Here is a 14,744-nt window from a genome sequence, read left to right as displayed (position 1 = left end):
GGTTGTGGTCTGGAAAAATCCCTGGTATGACGCCTCCCTGAAGCATCACACGCCGAACGGTTTTCAGAATACCTGTCCCGTTGGGCATCAGCCCGGCGACCTTGAGCGCTGGCGTAAAGCGCGTAAAGAAGCCGGTTTGCCCAAACCTCCTGCGCTCGGTTATGACGACTTTATCCGCCAGTGGTGGCAGCCCGTGTCGCTTAATCAACCTCATGAAGATGGGGTATGGTGGCTGGGGCATGCGAGTATGCTGCTGCAAATGGACGGCAATACTCTTCTCACCGACCCGGTATTTTCCCGACGCGCCTCTCCCGTACCGTTCCTGGGGCCCCTGCGCAGAACGCCTCCCGCTCTCTCTGTGGAACAACTCACGCAGCTTGATGCAGTGGTTATCTCCCACAATCATTACGATCACCTTGATGACGCGACCGTTCGCCGTATCCTGAAGCGCTTTCCCGACGTCAGTTTCTTCGTGCCGTTAGGACTTGCACAGTGGTTTCGCCGCCGGGGAGCAAGGCGCATCGTTGAGCTGGACTGGTGGCAGAGTATCACCTGGCAGGGGATAACCCTGACCGCCGTTCCGGCACAGCACTGGAGCATGCGAACATTCTGGAACCGCAATCGCTCTCTGTGGTGTGGCTGGGTCTTTGAGGGGCGACACCGCCGTTTCTGGTTTAGCGGCGATACGGGCTACTCTCCGGAGCTGCTTTTGATCCCGGAACGATTGGGCAAGATCGACGCCGCCGCGTTGCCCATTGGCGCCTATGCACCAAGATGGTTCATGGCGGTACACCATATGGATCCGCAATCTGCCGTCGCACTGTGGCAGCAGCTGGGAAGTCCCTTAGCCTTTCCCATTCACTGGGGCGTGTTTGAACTGGCGGATGAATCACTGGATGAACCTGTCAGAGAGTTAACTGACGCGCTTGTTAATTTAGCACCGGTTAATAATTCCTTCAGGATACTGAAAATTGGTGAATATTTATCCTTGTAAGCGAAGCGATGATTTGTTGCATATATTCTGCTATTAAAGCCACTATCTAATGTTTTATTTTTATCGAAACGTTTTGCTTGCCTTCTTTTGAGGCAGAGTCATAAAAATTTCATTATTTTGGTGCATAACGTTTTTATTATCTGGTGATTTTTAACCCAGTTGCGCTGGGCTTATTAGCTGTGTATTTTCTTTGTAACAATACAGTTGCGTTACAATGATTTGAGCATAACTTTTCACAAAATGTTCTAAATCAATCACTGTTTCCGGCTTTCTTTCGTGGGTTGCTGGACGCATTGTAATGATTGAGCTATGTTAAAAAAGTCTTTGATTACAGCGGGTGTGAAAGCAACGTTGAGTCTGTATAAGGACGAGGACTGGTTTGTATGCGGTAAGCATAAATGTGCAAATCCTTACAGGCTGTGTTCGAATTTGTGCGGCGGATCGAGACATGTTTAAAAATGGCTTGCCATATTAAACATAGTGTGTGATAACACGTTTTGGGTCAAACGAGGTACAGTTCTGTTTATGTGTGGCATTTTCAGTAAAGAAGTCCTGAGTAAACACGTTGTCGTTGAATACCGCTTCTCTGCCGAACCTTATATTAGTGCCTCAAGCAGTAATGTCTCAGTTTTATCTCAGTCAATGCCTGCGGGCTAAGAAAACACTCTAAGGAATTTTGCAAATGGCAAAGATTAAAGGTCAAGTTAAGTGGTTCAACGAGTCTAAAGGTTTTGGTTTCATTACTCCTGCTGACGGCAGCAAAGACGTGTTCGTACACTTCTCTGCAATCCAGGGTAACGGCTTCAAAACTCTGGCTGAAGGCCAGAACGTTGAGTTCGAAATTCAGGACGGCCAGAAAGGCCCAGCTGCAGTTAACGTAACTGCTATCTGATCGAACCGCTGCTGACTGAAGCGCGTAGCACTTCAATCTCAGACATAAAGCCTCGCAAACGCGGGGCTTTTTTATATGCCTTATCTTTCAAAATATTACCATCCCTGTCTCTGTTAGTACCTTGTTGCAAAGCTACGAGATTATTAGCACTGTTTTCCCCCCTCCACAGCGGCTTTTCCCGTTAAATCAGGGCGTTGTTCAACAGCCCTGGGGTTCAGGTGAAGAAGAAAATGATACCGAGTGCCGGCAGTTTCACCCCGGCACGTTTTGCTCTGCTCTGTTTTGCTATTTTTTGCAGCCTGGCATTTTTACTGGGACGCGTTGCCTGGCTGCAGATTATTAAACCTGACAATCTGGTAAAACAGGAAGATATGCGATCGCTGCGTGAGGTGGCGATTGATGCACCGCGTGGCATGATCATGGACCGTGAAGGCCGTCCGCTGGCGGTGAGTGTGCCCGTCAGGGCCGTGTGGGCCGACCCCAAAACGGTACTGGCAAAAGGTGGGGTAGGGTTTGATGACCGCTGGCAGGCGCTGGCCAGCGCGCTGCATCTCTCCCTCAGCACGCTGGCATCGCGTATTAACAGCAATCCACAGGGGCGCTTCATTTACCTTGCCCGTCAGGTGGATCCTGCTCAGGCGCAGTGGATCGATAAACTCAATTTGCCAGGCATCAACTTGCGCGATGAGTCCCGGCGTTTTTATCCGGCAGGCCATGTGGCCGCAAACCTTATCGGTTTTACCAATATTGATGGTCAGGGGATTGAAGGCGTAGAGAAGAGCTTCAACGCGCAGCTGATGGGGAAGGCCGGGGTCCGGCAGGTGAGGGAGGACCGCTATGGACGCGTGGTGGAAAACCTGACCGAAGTGGCGCCCGTTCCTGCGCATAATATCCAGTTGAGCATTGACGAGCGTCTGCAAACCATCACCGAGGACGCGCTTGATAATGCGGTTGCCTGGAATAAAGCCGAGTCGGGTGCATCGGTCCTGATCAATATCCCCACAGGGGAAATACTCGCCATGGCGAGCTATCCCGATTTCAACCCAAACAACCGTGAAGGTGCAACGTTAAACGATTTTCGTAATCGTGCCATTAGCGATACCTTCGAACCCGGCTCCACCGTTAAGCCGCTGGTTCTGATGACGGCATTGCAGCAGGGGCTGGTGCAACCGGACAGCGTCATTGATACCCATCCGTATACTCTTGACGGTCACCGTATCCGTGATGTGGGTTACTACCCGGAACTGACGATGACCGGGATCCTGCAAAAATCGAGCGACACCGGTGTTTCCCGTCTCTCTCTGGCGATGCCCATCCAGCATCTTATCGATACCTACCGGAACTTTGGCTTTGGCACCAATACCGGGCTGGGTTTAACGGGCGAAAGCTCAGGGTTACTGCCGCAGCGTAAATTCTGGAGTCAACTCGACAGGGCAACCTTTGCCTTCGGCTACGGCCTGATGGTGACGCCCCTTCAACTGGCCCATGTCTACGCCACCATTGGCGGGTATGGGCTTGAGCGCCCGCTCTCGATCACCCGTATCGACCCGCCGGTGATAGGCCACAGAGTCATGCCAGAAAAGATTGCCCATGAAGTGGAACACATGATGGAAAGCGTGGCGCTTCCGGGCGGTGGAGGAGTGAAGGCCGCCGTACGGGATTACCGGGTGGCGGTCAAAACCGGTACGGCGAAAAAGATTGATGACAGTGGCAAGTACGTCGATAAGTATGTCGCCTATACCGCAGGCGTTGCGCCTGCCAGCGACCCACGTTTTGCGCTGGTGGTAGTCATAAACGATCCGCAGAACGGTGCCTATTATGGTGGTGCCGTTTCAGCGCCCGTTTTCAGTGAGATCATGGGGAATGTGCTGCGCCTGGAGAACGTGAAACCGGATGGCCTGCCGGCTGATTCCGGCCACCTTATCGTCATGCGTTAACCCTGGCGTTTTATAACGGGGCGAATAGCGGTACACTTCGCCCTTTGATTTATGCCCCGGAGTTGTCATGCCCTTCAGTTGCCCCCTTTGTCACGCGCGCCTGACGCGTTCTGAGAAAAGTTATGCGTGTCCGCAGGGACATCAGTTTGATATGGCGAAAGAGGGGTATGTGAATCTTCTGCCGGTGCAGCATAAACGCTCCCGCGATCCGGGCGACAGCGCAGAGATGATGCAGGCGCGACGTGCCTTTCTGGATGCCGGACATTACAAGCCGCTAAGAGAGAGTGTCGCTCAGCTGCTGGACCACACGCTGACGCAGAGTGCCTCCGCTCTGCTGGATATCGGCTGTGGTGAAGGGTATTACACCGCAAGGTTTGCCGAGATTGCCGCCGGGAAGGGCGCGCAGACGACGGGTCTGGACGTGTCGAAAGCGGCGATTCGCGCAGCGGCAAAACGCTACGCGGGGGTGATGTTCTGCGTGGCCTCAAGCCACCGGCTGCCGTTTGAAGATGCCAGCATGGATGCCGTTGTGCGTATTTATGCTCCCTGTAAGGCAGAAGAGCTGGCCCGGGTGGTGAAACCCGGCGGGTGGGTGATAACCGTCACGCCAGGACCACGTCATCTGATGGAGCTGAAAGGGCTGATTTATGACGAGGTTCGCCTGCATGCTCCCCATTCAGAACAACTGGCTGGTTTTGTGCTCAGGCAGGAAGAAACCGTAGCGTATGAGATGGATCTGACAGGGGATGAAGCCGTGGCGTTACTGCAAATGACGCCGTTTGCCTGGCGGGCAAAACCGGCTGTCCGGGAGACGCTGGCTGCACAGGCTACGTTTCGCTGCCAGACGGATTTCAGCATCCACTGCTGGCAGCGCGAAGGTTAACCCGCGAAGTGTGCCCAGAGTATCTGGGCACCAATACCGATTAACACGATCCCGCCCAGGATCTCGGCTCGCTTACCCAGCAGCGGGCCGATAAAACGGCCAACCATCATGCCCAGGGTGGACATAATCAGTGTGGCGCAACCAATGGCCAGCGCGGTGGCAATGATATTCACCTGCAGGAAGGCCAGACCAACACCGACGGCCATCGCGTCAAGGCTGGTGGCAATGGCGGTGGTGACCAGCAGCCAGAAACCGTGGCGGTGCTGAGGCTCTTCATCTTCATCGCTGTTGCCACGGAATCCTTCAATCACCATTCGTCCGCCGAGAAACACCAGCAGCACAAACGCAATCCAGTGGTTCCACTCCAGTACAAACTGGCTGGCCAGCATACCCAGGCCCCAGCCAATAAGCGGCGTCAGGGTTTCGATAGCACCGAAAATCAGACCTGTGCGCAGCGCTTCAGAAAATTTTGGTTTATGGAGTGTGGCACCTTTTCCGATGGAAGCAGCAAAAGCATCCATGGACATGCCGAAAGCGAGAAGAATGGTGGCGGAGATGTTCATACAAGCGTCCAGACCGGGAGATATCCATATGACACATCACTGCCCCCAGTAAACAGCAGTTGATGTATCTATGGTCTCGCCTGACCGTCGCACAACGATGTGCAGAAAACGATCCGTACGCGCCACGTTTTTCAACGAGTATGTTGACACGTACATTTCCTGAGTACAGGAAATTAGCTACTCCCCAACGACGGGCGCAACCTTAACATATTTTGAGAATATAAAACAACAACAGCGGGGGGTATTATTTTATTATCTTGTTGATAACGATTTTCATTTAGATTTATTCGTAAAAATAGCGTTAAAAAATAGGAAGGATAAAAAGAATGGAATATAGCTATGGCTATATTTCGTGAGCAACGTTAACACGGAATATAGCCGATGCTATAAATATAACTCATTGAGTTTTAATGAGTAATTTGTATATCTTTTCCAGGTCATCTATATTTTTGACCCGAATGAGCAGGCGGCGCTGTTCTAATTGCATCACCAGCACCCCGTCTTCAGATAAATTCATCTCTTTAATGCGGTTATATTCTATCCAGACATTGGCAAAGAAGAATCCGTGTTTTTTAAAAATGAGTTTTGGCGAACGGATCCAGAACAGGTAAATCGCCATTAATGCCAGCGCACATAATAACCATGTGGTTAATATTGCACCATGGCTGGTCACGTTATTGTAAATCAGGATGACCACCAGACCGGCGAAGATAAACGCATCAATGCGTCCACGGCGTAAGAGGGGAAGGGTCAGCAGCGTCTCGCCGTGGCGGCGAGGCATAATGAACTCGTCATAGATCGCGTAAGCCAGAAGGGCAACAATAAACAAAACCAGTACGGTGTCCGTGACAGTCATTCATCCTCCAGATAAAAAAACCGGGGGCAAGCCCCCGGCGTATAACATAAAGCTTTACAGGCCCAACAGACCGACAGCGTAGCCCGCGATACCGATGACGAAGAAGCCAACGATGATCCACAGCGGGTTCACTTTCTTACGCAGCAGCCACATACAGGCGAAGGTCAACAGCAGCGGCACCAGGCCAGGCATCAGCTGGTCAAGGATGGTCTGCACGGTGGTCACACGGGTTTGTCCATCCTGTCCGGTGATGGTTGAAACCACCAGCGGGATGTTCACGTGCGTCCACTTGTTAACCAGCGCCCCCATCACAAACAGGCCTAGGATTGACGCCCCCTCTGTCAGTTTTTGCAGGAAGCCGCCGCCCATATCTTTAACGATATCCACCCCTTTACGGTAACCGTACGCCACGCCGTAGTAACGGGTCAGCAGACGCACCGCATTGAACAGGATGAAAAACAGCAGTGGACCGAGCAGGCTGCCGCTCATCGCGATACCCGCGCCCAGCGCTGCAAAGACCGGACGAACGGTACCCCAGAAGATCGGGTCACCTACGCCTGCCAGCGGACCCATCAGACCGACTTTAATACCGTTGATGGCACCATCGTCGATCTCTGCGCCGTTTGCACGCTGCTCTTCCATCGCCAGGGTAACGCCCAGTACCGGTGCCGCTACGTAAGGATGGGTGTTAAAGAATTCCAGGTGACGCTTAATCGCCTGGCGACGTGCTTCGTTGTTCTCCGGGTAGAGGCGTTTGATCGCCGGTACCATGGAGAAGCAGAAGCCCAGGGCCTGCATACGTTCGAAGTTCCATGAACCCTGAAACAGGTTAGAACGGATGAACACGCCACGAATATCACCCGGAGTGAGTTTCTTCTCAGGGGTAGTTTTAGTCATATCAACCATTTCGCTCACCTGTTAGTCCAGTTCGTTATCGAGATCGTTATTACCAGCAGCCTGCGCTGGGGCGCCCGCAACGCGGTTATATTTCGGGCTGAGCTGGATGTAGAGAATTGCCATTACCGCACCAATCACACCGAGAGCAACCAGGTTGAAGTTGGTGAACGCCGCGGTTACGAAGCCCAGGTAGAAGAATGGCATCAGGTAGCCTGCGCGCATCATGTTGATGACCATCGCATAACCAACCACCACGATCATACCACCGGCGATGTTCAGACCGCTGGTGACCACTTCAGGGATGGCGTTGAGCATGCCCTGAACTTCGCTGGTCCCTACGGAGATAGCGACGATAACGGCCGGAATAGCGATACGCATCGCCTGCAGGAACAGGGACGAGACGTGGATCCAGGAGAGCGCCGTGAGGTTGCCGTTTTCGGCCGCCTTATCCGCCGCGTGCTGGAAAGCCACGGTGATAGTACGAACGATAATGGTCAGTACCTGGCCTGCGGCGGCCAGCGGAATTGCCAGAGCGATACCGGCACCGATGCTTTGATGACCGGCAATGACCAACACGGTTGAAATAATGGACGCCAGCGCGGCATCGGGCGCAACCGCCGCACCGATGTTCATCCAGCCAAGGGCGATCATTTCCAGGGTACCACCGATGATGATACCGGTTTTCATATCACCGAGAACGGCGCCAATCAACGTACAGGCCACCAGAGGGCGGTGGAACTGAAATTCATCAAGTACGGATTCCATACCCGCAATACACGCGACGATGAACACCAGCACAATCTGAAGAGTGGTAATCTCCATTGTACTTCTCCTATTGCATAATCTTTATGTGAAAAACCGGCGCGGGCTTATTTCCCAACTTTGCCGATCAAATCCATCATTTTCAGTTTCGGGTCCGTGGAAACCTTACGGGCTTCCAGTTCAATACCGCGAGCATTCAACTTGTTAAATGCCTCGATATCTTTCGCATCGACTGAAATCGCGTTGTTGACCTGCGTTTTGCCCTGACGGAAAGCCATACCACCAATGTTCACGGAGGTGATTTTCACGCCGCCTTCAACAATGCGCTCGACGTCTGTCGGGTTAGTGAACAGAAGCATCACACGTTCACCGGCATATTTCGGGTTGTTATAGACGCGGATCATCTTGGCGACATCCACCACGTGCGCGGTAACGCCCGGAGGAGCAACCTGGGTGAGGAGGGTTTTACGCACCGTGTCGGCGGCCACTTCGTCGCTGACCACGATAATACGTTGAACGTTGGTCTCTTTGGTCCAGCGCGTTGCCACCTGGCCGTGAATTAAACGGTCATCGATGCGCGCAAGGCCAATCACCATATAATCGTTCGGGCCCATCGGTTTTGCGGGGGCAGCGGCTTTCGGTGCCGCGGCAGCCGCCGGTACGGGTTTCTCAACCGGCTGTGCCTTCAGCGCTTTCACGCCTTCGCGACCGGTTTCGACCGCCAGGGCAACCAGCTCATCAAAAGCCGGATTGTCGTCGCGTGCCATGAAGGTTTCCACCAGCATCGGGATATTGACCCCGGCGACAACTTCATAGTGCTCTTTATCGACGACAATGCGGCTGGCAGCGTTGAACGGGCTGCCGCCCCATGTATCAACGAGAAACAGCACGCCTTTGCTGGTATCCAGCTTCGACAGTTGAGCCGTGTATTTCTCAATCAGCGTCTCGGCGTTTTCACCGGGAACGAAATCGATCCAGCCGACGTTTTCCTGCTCGCCCAACAGCATCTCTGCTGTTTTGAGTAGCTGCTCTGCAGCCCAACCATGTGTGCCTATGACAATAGCAATGGTCACTTGCTACCTCCTTTTATTATCATTAATACCTCTGCCAGGCAGACGTACTGAGAATCGTATTGGCGAACCGAATCGATTCAGATAAGGGTTAGAGTTAAAAAAGCTCAGACTTACGCGAATTATTTTAGATAGTGAAAAAATAATTTATGTGATGAAGATCCGTAATTTAGGTTTCGAAAATCAGAAATTACTCAACACAAATTCTGCCTTTTCACGTTTTTGCAAAGGAACGTAAATCTTTGCTAAAAACGTAATGTCTCTGATATGTTTAGCCTCCGTTTAATTGATCAGGAGTATAGGGCTACAGCCCACTATATGGACCGTCACCGACGTCAGTCATCTATCAGGCCACTTCGCGCCTTTTTCACCGGCGATCCTCGCCACGTATCGACTCTGTTTACCGCTGTTTTGCCCACATTGAGTGGGGCACCGTTTCGTCATTCCTTTAGCAGGAGCTTGTCATGGAATTCTTAATGGACCCGTCAATCTGGGTGGGATTGCTCACGCTGGTGGTGCTGGAGATCGTTCTCGGCATTGATAACCTGGTGTTTATTGCCATCCTCGCGGACAAACTGCCGCCAAAACAGCGTGATAAAGCGCGTCTGATCGGCCTCTCGCTGGCGCTGGTTATGCGTCTGGCGCTGCTGTCCGTGATCTCGTGGATGGTCACCCTGACAAAACCGCTCTTTACCGTCATGGATTTCACCTTCTCTGGCCGCGATTTGATCATGCTGCTCGGGGGGATATTCCTGCTCTTTAAAGCAACGACGGAACTGCACGAGCGGCTGGAGAACCGTCAGCACGACGATGGTCATGGCAAAGGCTATGCCAGCTTCTGGGTTGTGGTGCTGCAGATCGTGGTGCTGGATGCTGTCTTCTCGCTTGATGCGGTGATCACAGCGGTGGGTATGGTGAACCATCTCCCGGTGATGATGGCGGCTGTGGTTATCGCCATGGCGGTTATGCTGCTGGCGTCTAAACCGCTGACCCGCTTTGTGAACCAACATCCGACGGTCGTGGTGCTGTGTCTGAGCTTCCTGCTGATGATCGGTCTGAGCCTCGTTGCGGAAGGTTTCGGTTTCCATATTCCGAAAGGTTATCTGTATGCCGCGATTGGCTTCTCGATCCTGATCGAACTGTTTAACCAGATTGCACGCCGTAACTTTATTAAGCAGCAGTCCAATCAGCCGCTGCGTGCCCGCACCGCGGATGCCATCCTGCGCCTGATGGGCGGTCGCCGTCAGGTGAATGTGCAGAGTGACACCGAGAACCGTAACCCGGTTCCGGTGCCGGAAGGGGCGTTTGTGGAAGAAGAGCGTTATATGATTAACGGCGTTCTCTCCCTGGCCTCCCGTTCACTGCGCGGCATCATGACCCCGCGCGGCGAGATCAGCTGGGTAGATTCCCGGTTGAGCGTTGATGAAATTCGTCAGCAGCTGCTCTCTTCGCCACACAGCCTGTTCCCGGTGTGTCGTGGTGAGCTGGATGAGATCATCGGTGTCGTGCGTGCCAAAGAGATGCTGGTCGCGCTGGAAGAGGGCGTTGACGTCGAAGCCATCGCCGCCGCCTCACCGGCTATCGTGGTACCGGAAACGCTGGACCCCATCAACCTGCTTGGCGTTCTGCGCCGTGCCCGCGGCAGCTTCGTGATTGTCACCAACGAGTTCGGTGTGGTGCAGGGGCTGGTCACGCCGCTGGACGTGCTTGAAGCCATTGCCGGTGAATTCCCGGATGAGGACGAAACACCGGAAATCGTGGCTGATGGTGAAGGCTGGCTGGTGAAAGGTACCACTGACCTGCACGCGCTTTCGCATACGCTGGGGCTGGAAAACGTGGTCAACGATGAAGAAGACATTGCCACTGTGGCCGGTCTGGTCATCGCCGTGAACGGGCAGATCCCGCGCGTGGGGGATGTGATCGAACTGCCCCCGTTGAGCATTACCATTGTTGAAGCCAACGACTATCGCGTTGATATGGTGCGTATTGTTAAAGAGCAATCCGTGCACGACGAAGATGAGTAACGCTTCTTAACGCAACGGCATTAAGGGCACGATGTGCCCGTTATGATGCGCTGGCGGAGGTGAACTCTCCGCCAGCCATTGTGGAAAATCCCGCAGCGGCATCGGCCGCGCATAGAAATACCCCTGCAGAGTATGAACACCGTGTCGGCGTAAGTAGCGCGCCTGCTCCTCCGTTTCGACCCCTTCCGCAACCAGCTCGATATTCAGCCGCTGACCCAGCGCAATAATGATATCTGTCACCGTTGAGTTCACGGCATCGGTCCCAATGGCGGTAGTAAAGGACTGGTCGATTTTCAGTACGTCAGGATGAAGCTTTTCAAGCCAGGAGAGCGAACTGTTGCCGGTACCAAAATCGTCGATAGCCAGTTTGACCCCTTTGCGATGCAGCTCGCGCACGATGCGATAATCTGCATCGACCAGCGCGTCACGCTCGGTGAGTTCGATAACCAGCCGCTGGCTCGGGTTTGCACTGAACCAGTAGCGGTTCAGATCCTGAAGTAGCACGGCGTGACGGAAGTGGCTGGCCGCCACGTTAATACCGATGTGAAAGCCCGGGTGGGAAGGGAAGTAGCCTATCTGGCGTACCGTCTCGGCAATCACGTAGCGCGTCAGGGGAACAATAAGGTTATGTTCTTCTGCAAGGGGGATGAACACTTCCGGGGAGATCCAACCCTGACGCGGGTTGTTCCAGCGCAGAAGAATTTCCACGCCGATACACTCCTGCGTACGGGCATTCACCAGCGGCTGACAGAACAGCTCAAATTCCCGCGCCGCAATCCCCATATCGATTTCCCACGTGAAGCTCATCCGGTTTGCTGTGGCCAGCCAGGCCAGATACCCCAGAACCAGGCTCAGCATTAACCCCAGCGGCAGCTGTGCCGGCAGGCTTTTAAGTGCCAGCGCGCCAGGACCCGGCCCACTGACCGTGATGGTAAATGGAAAGCGTGTAGAGACTTCCTCTATTCGCGAGTCAGCCTCATTAAACTTCAGCGCGTCGGTAATACCTTGACCGTAGCGTAAAGAGCGATCTCCCACGGTTAACGCCACGTCAGTGATAAGCGGGCGGGGCGGCTCAAGGATCATTCTGGTGATGAGATCGATATTGATCACCTCCATCACCCCCTCTTCACCGCGTTGTGACGTCGGGTGCCACTGGATAAGAATAGGGCTGCCTTTAAGCAGCCACTTATCGGTCGATAAAATCAGTTTTGGCAGACCTGACGGCAGTTCGGGAAATAATTCATGAACCGGGACGGCGCGACTGCCAAAAATACTGGAGCAGTAGAGGATCCCCTCTTTAATCAGGGTAATCGAGCGGACGGTCTGTAAAATGGCGGCCTGCTTACGCAGAGTCAGATGCGCCTGCGGGCACGGCTGGCCGACAAGATCCAACAACTCCGGTCGGCGGTTATCCAGGGAAAGCAGGACGTTTTCAAGTGAGCGAACGGTATGGCTGGCGAAATCGACAATGCGTTGTTGATTAACATTGCGCTGTGAAATAAATCGAATGCCCAACGTCAGGATGAGCGTAAGGAGCGCAACCGTCACGCAGACGATAACGCGTTTTCGGCGATAGTTTTTAATGATCGTTTGTGCGGTTTGCATGAACGGTCGCCTGATCCACCTCCAGCCCCAAAAGCCAGACGCAACAGTGAAAGTGTAGTGGGGAAAGTGAAAGGCGACGAGAATCAGAAGGAAATTTCGCCCATCCGTTGCAGATGGGCGAGGGGAGGTATTAGTCGCACTGTACCTTAATGGCCAGACCACCACGGGAAGTCTCACGGTACTTCGCGTTCATGTCTTTACCGGTTTCGTACATGGTCTCAATAACTTTATCCAGCGACACGCGAGGCTCGCTGGTACGGCGCATTGCCATACGGGAGGCGTTAATCGCTTTCACCGACGCAATGGCGTTACGCTCAATGCACGGTACTTGCACCTGCCCGGCAACCGGGTCACAGGTCAGGCCCAGGTTATGTTCCATACCGATCTCCGCCGCCACGCAAACCTGCTCAGGGCTTGCGCCCAGCAGTTCAGCCAGACCAGCGGCCGCCATGGAACAGGCCACACCCACTTCACCCTGGCATCCTACTTCAGCGCCGGAGATAGAGGCGTTCATTTTGTACAGGGCACCAATGGCACCTGCCGCCAGGAAGTAACGGATGTAGATATCTGGCGTAACAGGTTCAATAAAGTGATCGTAATAAGCCAGCACCGCCGGAACAATACCGCACGCACCGTTGGTGGGCGCCGTCACCACGCGGCCACCGGCAGCGTTTTCTTCGTTAACCGCCAGAGCGAACATATTCACCCAGTCGACCACGTTCATCGGATCGTTGGAGAATTTATCGGTGGTCACCAGCATGCGGCGCAGGGCAGAGGCACGACGCGGTACACGCAGCGGACCCGGCAGCACACCTTCGGTGTTCATCCCGCGATCGATACAGGCGCGCATGGTCTGCCATACGTTTGCAAAATAGTCTTCGATCTCTTTTTTGCTGTGCAGTGCCAGTTCGTTCTGCATCACCATGCCGGACAGCGACAGGCCGGTCTCTTTGCAATAACCCAACATCTCGGTGGCCGATTTGAACGGATACGGGACGTTGACGTCGCCAGTGCTCTCTTTACCGAAATGCTCTTCATCCACGATGAATCCACCGCCGATGGAGTAGTACGTTTTGCTGTAAATCTCTTTTTCGCCATTCCAGGCATGGATGGTCATGCCGTTTTCATGCAGCGGCAGGTTGTCGCTACGAAAACGCATCCCGTCATCCTGCGGGAAATCCACTTCGTGCTGGCCGTTAGCCAGCAGCAGACGACCGCGCGCTTCCACGTCACGGATGAATGCCGGGATGGCATCAATATCTACAGTGTCCGGCATATTGCCCGCCAGACCCATAATAATGGCGATATCGGTGTGGTGGCCTTTACCCGTTAATGACAGTGAGCCGTAGACATCCACGGCGACACGGGTAACGCTTTCCAGTAATCCTTTTTCGACCAGATCATCGACGAACTGTTTACCGGCCTTCATCGGCCCAACAGTATGGGAAGACGAAGGGCCAATTCCCACTTTGAACATGTCGAATATACTAATCACTTTCACACTCCTGACAGGGTTACCGGGGTTCCAGTAACGATGTTATAACTGCGCATAGTGTAAGAGGGAACATCGACCTCGGCTTAACTATTCACATGAATTAAACTAATGGTTAACGATGGTTTTGCTAATAGCGCGACGCCGATCGCAAACCTGACAAAAGAGGGTGGAATGTAAAGTATAGTCAAGGCTTCAGGCCGATTTGCAGAGCCAGTTCACGAATGATGCCCGCCGTCATGCCCCAGACAAAATAATGCTGATACCAGGACAACCAGACCCGATGATCGTGCCCACGGCGCTGAATATCCAGCGGGTGATAGCGGCTCAGGCGAAGGGCTTCTTCCAGTGGCATTTCAAACACCGCAGACACCTCATCAACACTGGCGTGATACTGCAGGCCGGGCGGGATAATGCCCACCACCGGCGTCACCTGGAAACCGGTCACGCTGTCCACCGGCGGGAGGACGCCGACAATCTCGACGACCTCCGGTGGGATCGCCACCTCTTCCTGCGCTTCACGCAGCGCCGCGGCAATCAGCGAGGCATCGCTGCTGTCTACCGCGCCGCCGGGGAAAGCGACCTGACCGGCATGTTTGCGTAAATGAGGGGAGCGCTGGGTCAGCAGCAAACCGGGCTGCTCACGACGCACCACGGGGATCAGCACCGCCGCCTGACGTTGATTAAGCGCTTCGCGGCTCACCTGAGGCCGCAAAAGCTGAAAGCGCGACAGAAAATCATCCAGCGTCAGGTTCTCTCTCTCCACCCG

Annotated in this window: 14 protein-coding genes and 1 pseudogene; 7 read left to right on the top strand and 8 right to left on the bottom strand. The window is 53.8% G+C overall.

The features are described 5' to 3' along the window. Positions 1-4: 4 nt before the first annotated feature. From AC2FAK_RS03825 to rlmA, 5 genes and pseudogenes are all read left to right on the top strand, one after another. On the top strand, positions 5-994 hold the full coding sequence (locus AC2FAK_RS03825; RefSeq protein ID WP_075203482.1) for an MBL fold metallo-hydrolase: 990 nt from the start codon (positions 5-7) through the stop codon (positions 992-994). A 525-nt stretch (positions 995-1,519) separates the two neighbouring features. Further along, positions 1,520-1,664: pseudogene (locus AC2FAK_RS03820) on the top strand (DUF2627 domain-containing protein). Positions 1,665-1,676: 12 nt separating this feature from the next. Continuing rightward, positions 1,677-1,886 (top strand): transcription antiterminator/RNA stability regulator CspE, encoded by a 210-nt coding sequence (gene cspE, locus AC2FAK_RS03815; RefSeq protein WP_001062678.1) that lies wholly within the window; start codon positions 1,677-1,679, stop codon positions 1,884-1,886. 230 nt (positions 1,887-2,116) lie between these two features. Further along, positions 2,117-3,823: a peptidoglycan glycosyltransferase FtsI gene (gene ftsI, locus AC2FAK_RS03810; protein WP_072200481.1), complete on the top strand. Its 1,707-nt coding sequence runs from the start codon at positions 2,117-2,119 to the stop codon at positions 3,821-3,823. Between the two features lie 67 nt (positions 3,824-3,890). Then, a complete protein-coding gene (gene rlmA, locus AC2FAK_RS03805) occupies positions 3,891-4,706 on the top strand; it encodes a 23S rRNA (guanine(745)-N(1))-methyltransferase (RefSeq protein ID WP_047023051.1) in 816 nt (271 codons plus the stop codon). Here the strand turns inward: rlmA and mntP are convergent. From mntP to manX, 5 genes are all read right to left on the bottom strand, one after another. After that, the gene (gene mntP, locus AC2FAK_RS03800) at positions 4,703-5,269 is read right to left on the bottom strand and encodes a manganese efflux pump MntP (RefSeq protein WP_013096130.1); all 567 of its coding nucleotides are present in this window, start codon (positions 5,267-5,269) and stop codon (positions 4,703-4,705) included. The genes rlmA and mntP overlap by 4 nt on opposite strands. A gap of 397 nt (positions 5,270-5,666) precedes the next feature. Continuing rightward, positions 5,667-6,125, bottom strand: coding sequence for a DUF986 family protein (locus AC2FAK_RS03795; RefSeq protein WP_013096131.1), 459 nt, complete (start codon positions 6,123-6,125; stop codon positions 5,667-5,669). A gap of 54 nt (positions 6,126-6,179) precedes the next feature. Then, positions 6,180-7,031, bottom strand: coding sequence for a PTS mannose transporter subunit IID (locus AC2FAK_RS03790; protein WP_006175979.1), 852 nt, complete (start codon positions 7,029-7,031; stop codon positions 6,180-6,182). A 12-nt stretch (positions 7,032-7,043) separates the two neighbouring features. Continuing rightward, positions 7,044-7,844 carry a PTS mannose transporter subunit IIC gene (gene manY, locus AC2FAK_RS03785; RefSeq protein WP_003859914.1) on the bottom strand — a complete coding sequence of 267 codons (801 nt, stop codon included), beginning with the start codon at positions 7,842-7,844 and terminating at the stop codon, positions 7,044-7,046. Between the two features lie 47 nt (positions 7,845-7,891). Beyond that, positions 7,892-8,857: a PTS mannose transporter subunit IIAB gene (manX, locus tag AC2FAK_RS03780; RefSeq protein ID WP_029882299.1), complete on the bottom strand. Its 966-nt coding sequence runs from the start codon at positions 8,855-8,857 to the stop codon at positions 7,892-7,894. A gap of 264 nt (positions 8,858-9,121) precedes the next feature. Here manX and AC2FAK_RS03775 point away from each other — a divergent pair, with 264 nt between their 5' ends. Both AC2FAK_RS03775 and yoaE read left to right on the top strand, forming a co-directional pair. Further along, positions 9,122-9,331, top strand: a complete 210-nt coding sequence (locus AC2FAK_RS03775) for a protein YoaL (RefSeq protein ID WP_071843273.1) — start codon at positions 9,122-9,124, stop codon at positions 9,329-9,331. Next, positions 9,319-10,878 carry a CNNM family cation transport protein YoaE gene (gene yoaE / locus AC2FAK_RS03770; RefSeq protein ID WP_013096133.1) on the top strand — a complete coding sequence of 520 codons (1,560 nt, stop codon included), beginning with the start codon at positions 9,319-9,321 and terminating at the stop codon, positions 10,876-10,878. Before AC2FAK_RS03775 ends, yoaE begins: the two co-directional genes overlap by 13 nt. A 6-nt stretch (positions 10,879-10,884) precedes the next feature. Here yoaE and AC2FAK_RS03765 read toward each other — a convergent pair whose 3' ends face one another. From AC2FAK_RS03765 to AC2FAK_RS03755, 3 genes are all read right to left on the bottom strand, one after another. Then, positions 10,885-12,483 (bottom strand): EAL domain-containing protein, encoded by a 1,599-nt coding sequence (locus tag AC2FAK_RS03765; protein WP_038419893.1) that lies wholly within the window; start codon positions 12,481-12,483, stop codon positions 10,885-10,887. A gap of 130 nt (positions 12,484-12,613) precedes the next feature. Next, on the bottom strand, positions 12,614-13,978 hold the full coding sequence (sdaA, locus tag AC2FAK_RS03760; protein ID WP_038419892.1) for an L-serine ammonia-lyase: 1,365 nt from the start codon (positions 13,976-13,978) through the stop codon (positions 12,614-12,616). 184 nt (positions 13,979-14,162) lie between these two features. Beyond that, positions 14,163-14,741 carry a CoA pyrophosphatase gene (locus AC2FAK_RS03755; RefSeq protein WP_095454546.1) on the bottom strand — a complete coding sequence of 193 codons (579 nt, stop codon included), beginning with the start codon at positions 14,739-14,741 and terminating at the stop codon, positions 14,163-14,165. Positions 14,742-14,744: the final 3 nt, after the last annotated feature.

The sequence above is a fragment of the Enterobacter cloacae complex sp. 394F7 genome (assembly GCF_057320385.1).
Note: the sequence above shows the minus strand (reverse complement) of the source record. Positions and strands in the feature narration are given on the sequence as shown.

What these genes read in the sequence shown, in the direction of transcription:
- cspE (WP_001062678.1), top strand. Translation starts at nt 1,677, where the DNA reads ATGGCAAAGATTAAAGGTCAAGTTAAGTGGTTCAACGAGTCTAAAGGT.
- ftsI (WP_072200481.1), top strand. Translation starts at nt 2,117, where the DNA reads ATGATACCGAGTGCCGGCAGTTTCACCCCGGCACGTTTTGCTCTGCTC.
- rlmA (WP_047023051.1), top strand. Translation starts at nt 3,891, where the DNA reads ATGCCCTTCAGTTGCCCCCTTTGTCACGCGCGCCTGACGCGTTCTGAG.
- mntP (WP_013096130.1), bottom strand. Translation starts at nt 5,269, where the DNA reads ATGAACATCTCCGCCACCATTCTTCTCGCTTTCGGCATGTCCATGGAT.
- AC2FAK_RS03795 (WP_013096131.1), bottom strand. Translation starts at nt 6,125, where the DNA reads ATGACTGTCACGGACACCGTACTGGTTTTGTTTATTGTTGCCCTTCTG.
- AC2FAK_RS03790 (WP_006175979.1), bottom strand. Translation starts at nt 7,031, where the DNA reads ATGGTTGATATGACTAAAACTACCCCTGAGAAGAAACTCACTCCGGGT.
- manY (WP_003859914.1), bottom strand. Translation starts at nt 7,844, where the DNA reads ATGGAGATTACCACTCTTCAGATTGTGCTGGTGTTCATCGTCGCGTGT.
- AC2FAK_RS03775 (WP_071843273.1), top strand. Translation starts at nt 9,122, where the DNA reads ATGTTTAGCCTCCGTTTAATTGATCAGGAGTATAGGGCTACAGCCCAC.
- yoaE (WP_013096133.1), top strand. Translation starts at nt 9,319, where the DNA reads ATGGAATTCTTAATGGACCCGTCAATCTGGGTGGGATTGCTCACGCTG.
- AC2FAK_RS03765 (WP_038419893.1), bottom strand. Translation starts at nt 12,483, where the DNA reads ATGCAAACCGCACAAACGATCATTAAAAACTATCGCCGAAAACGCGTT.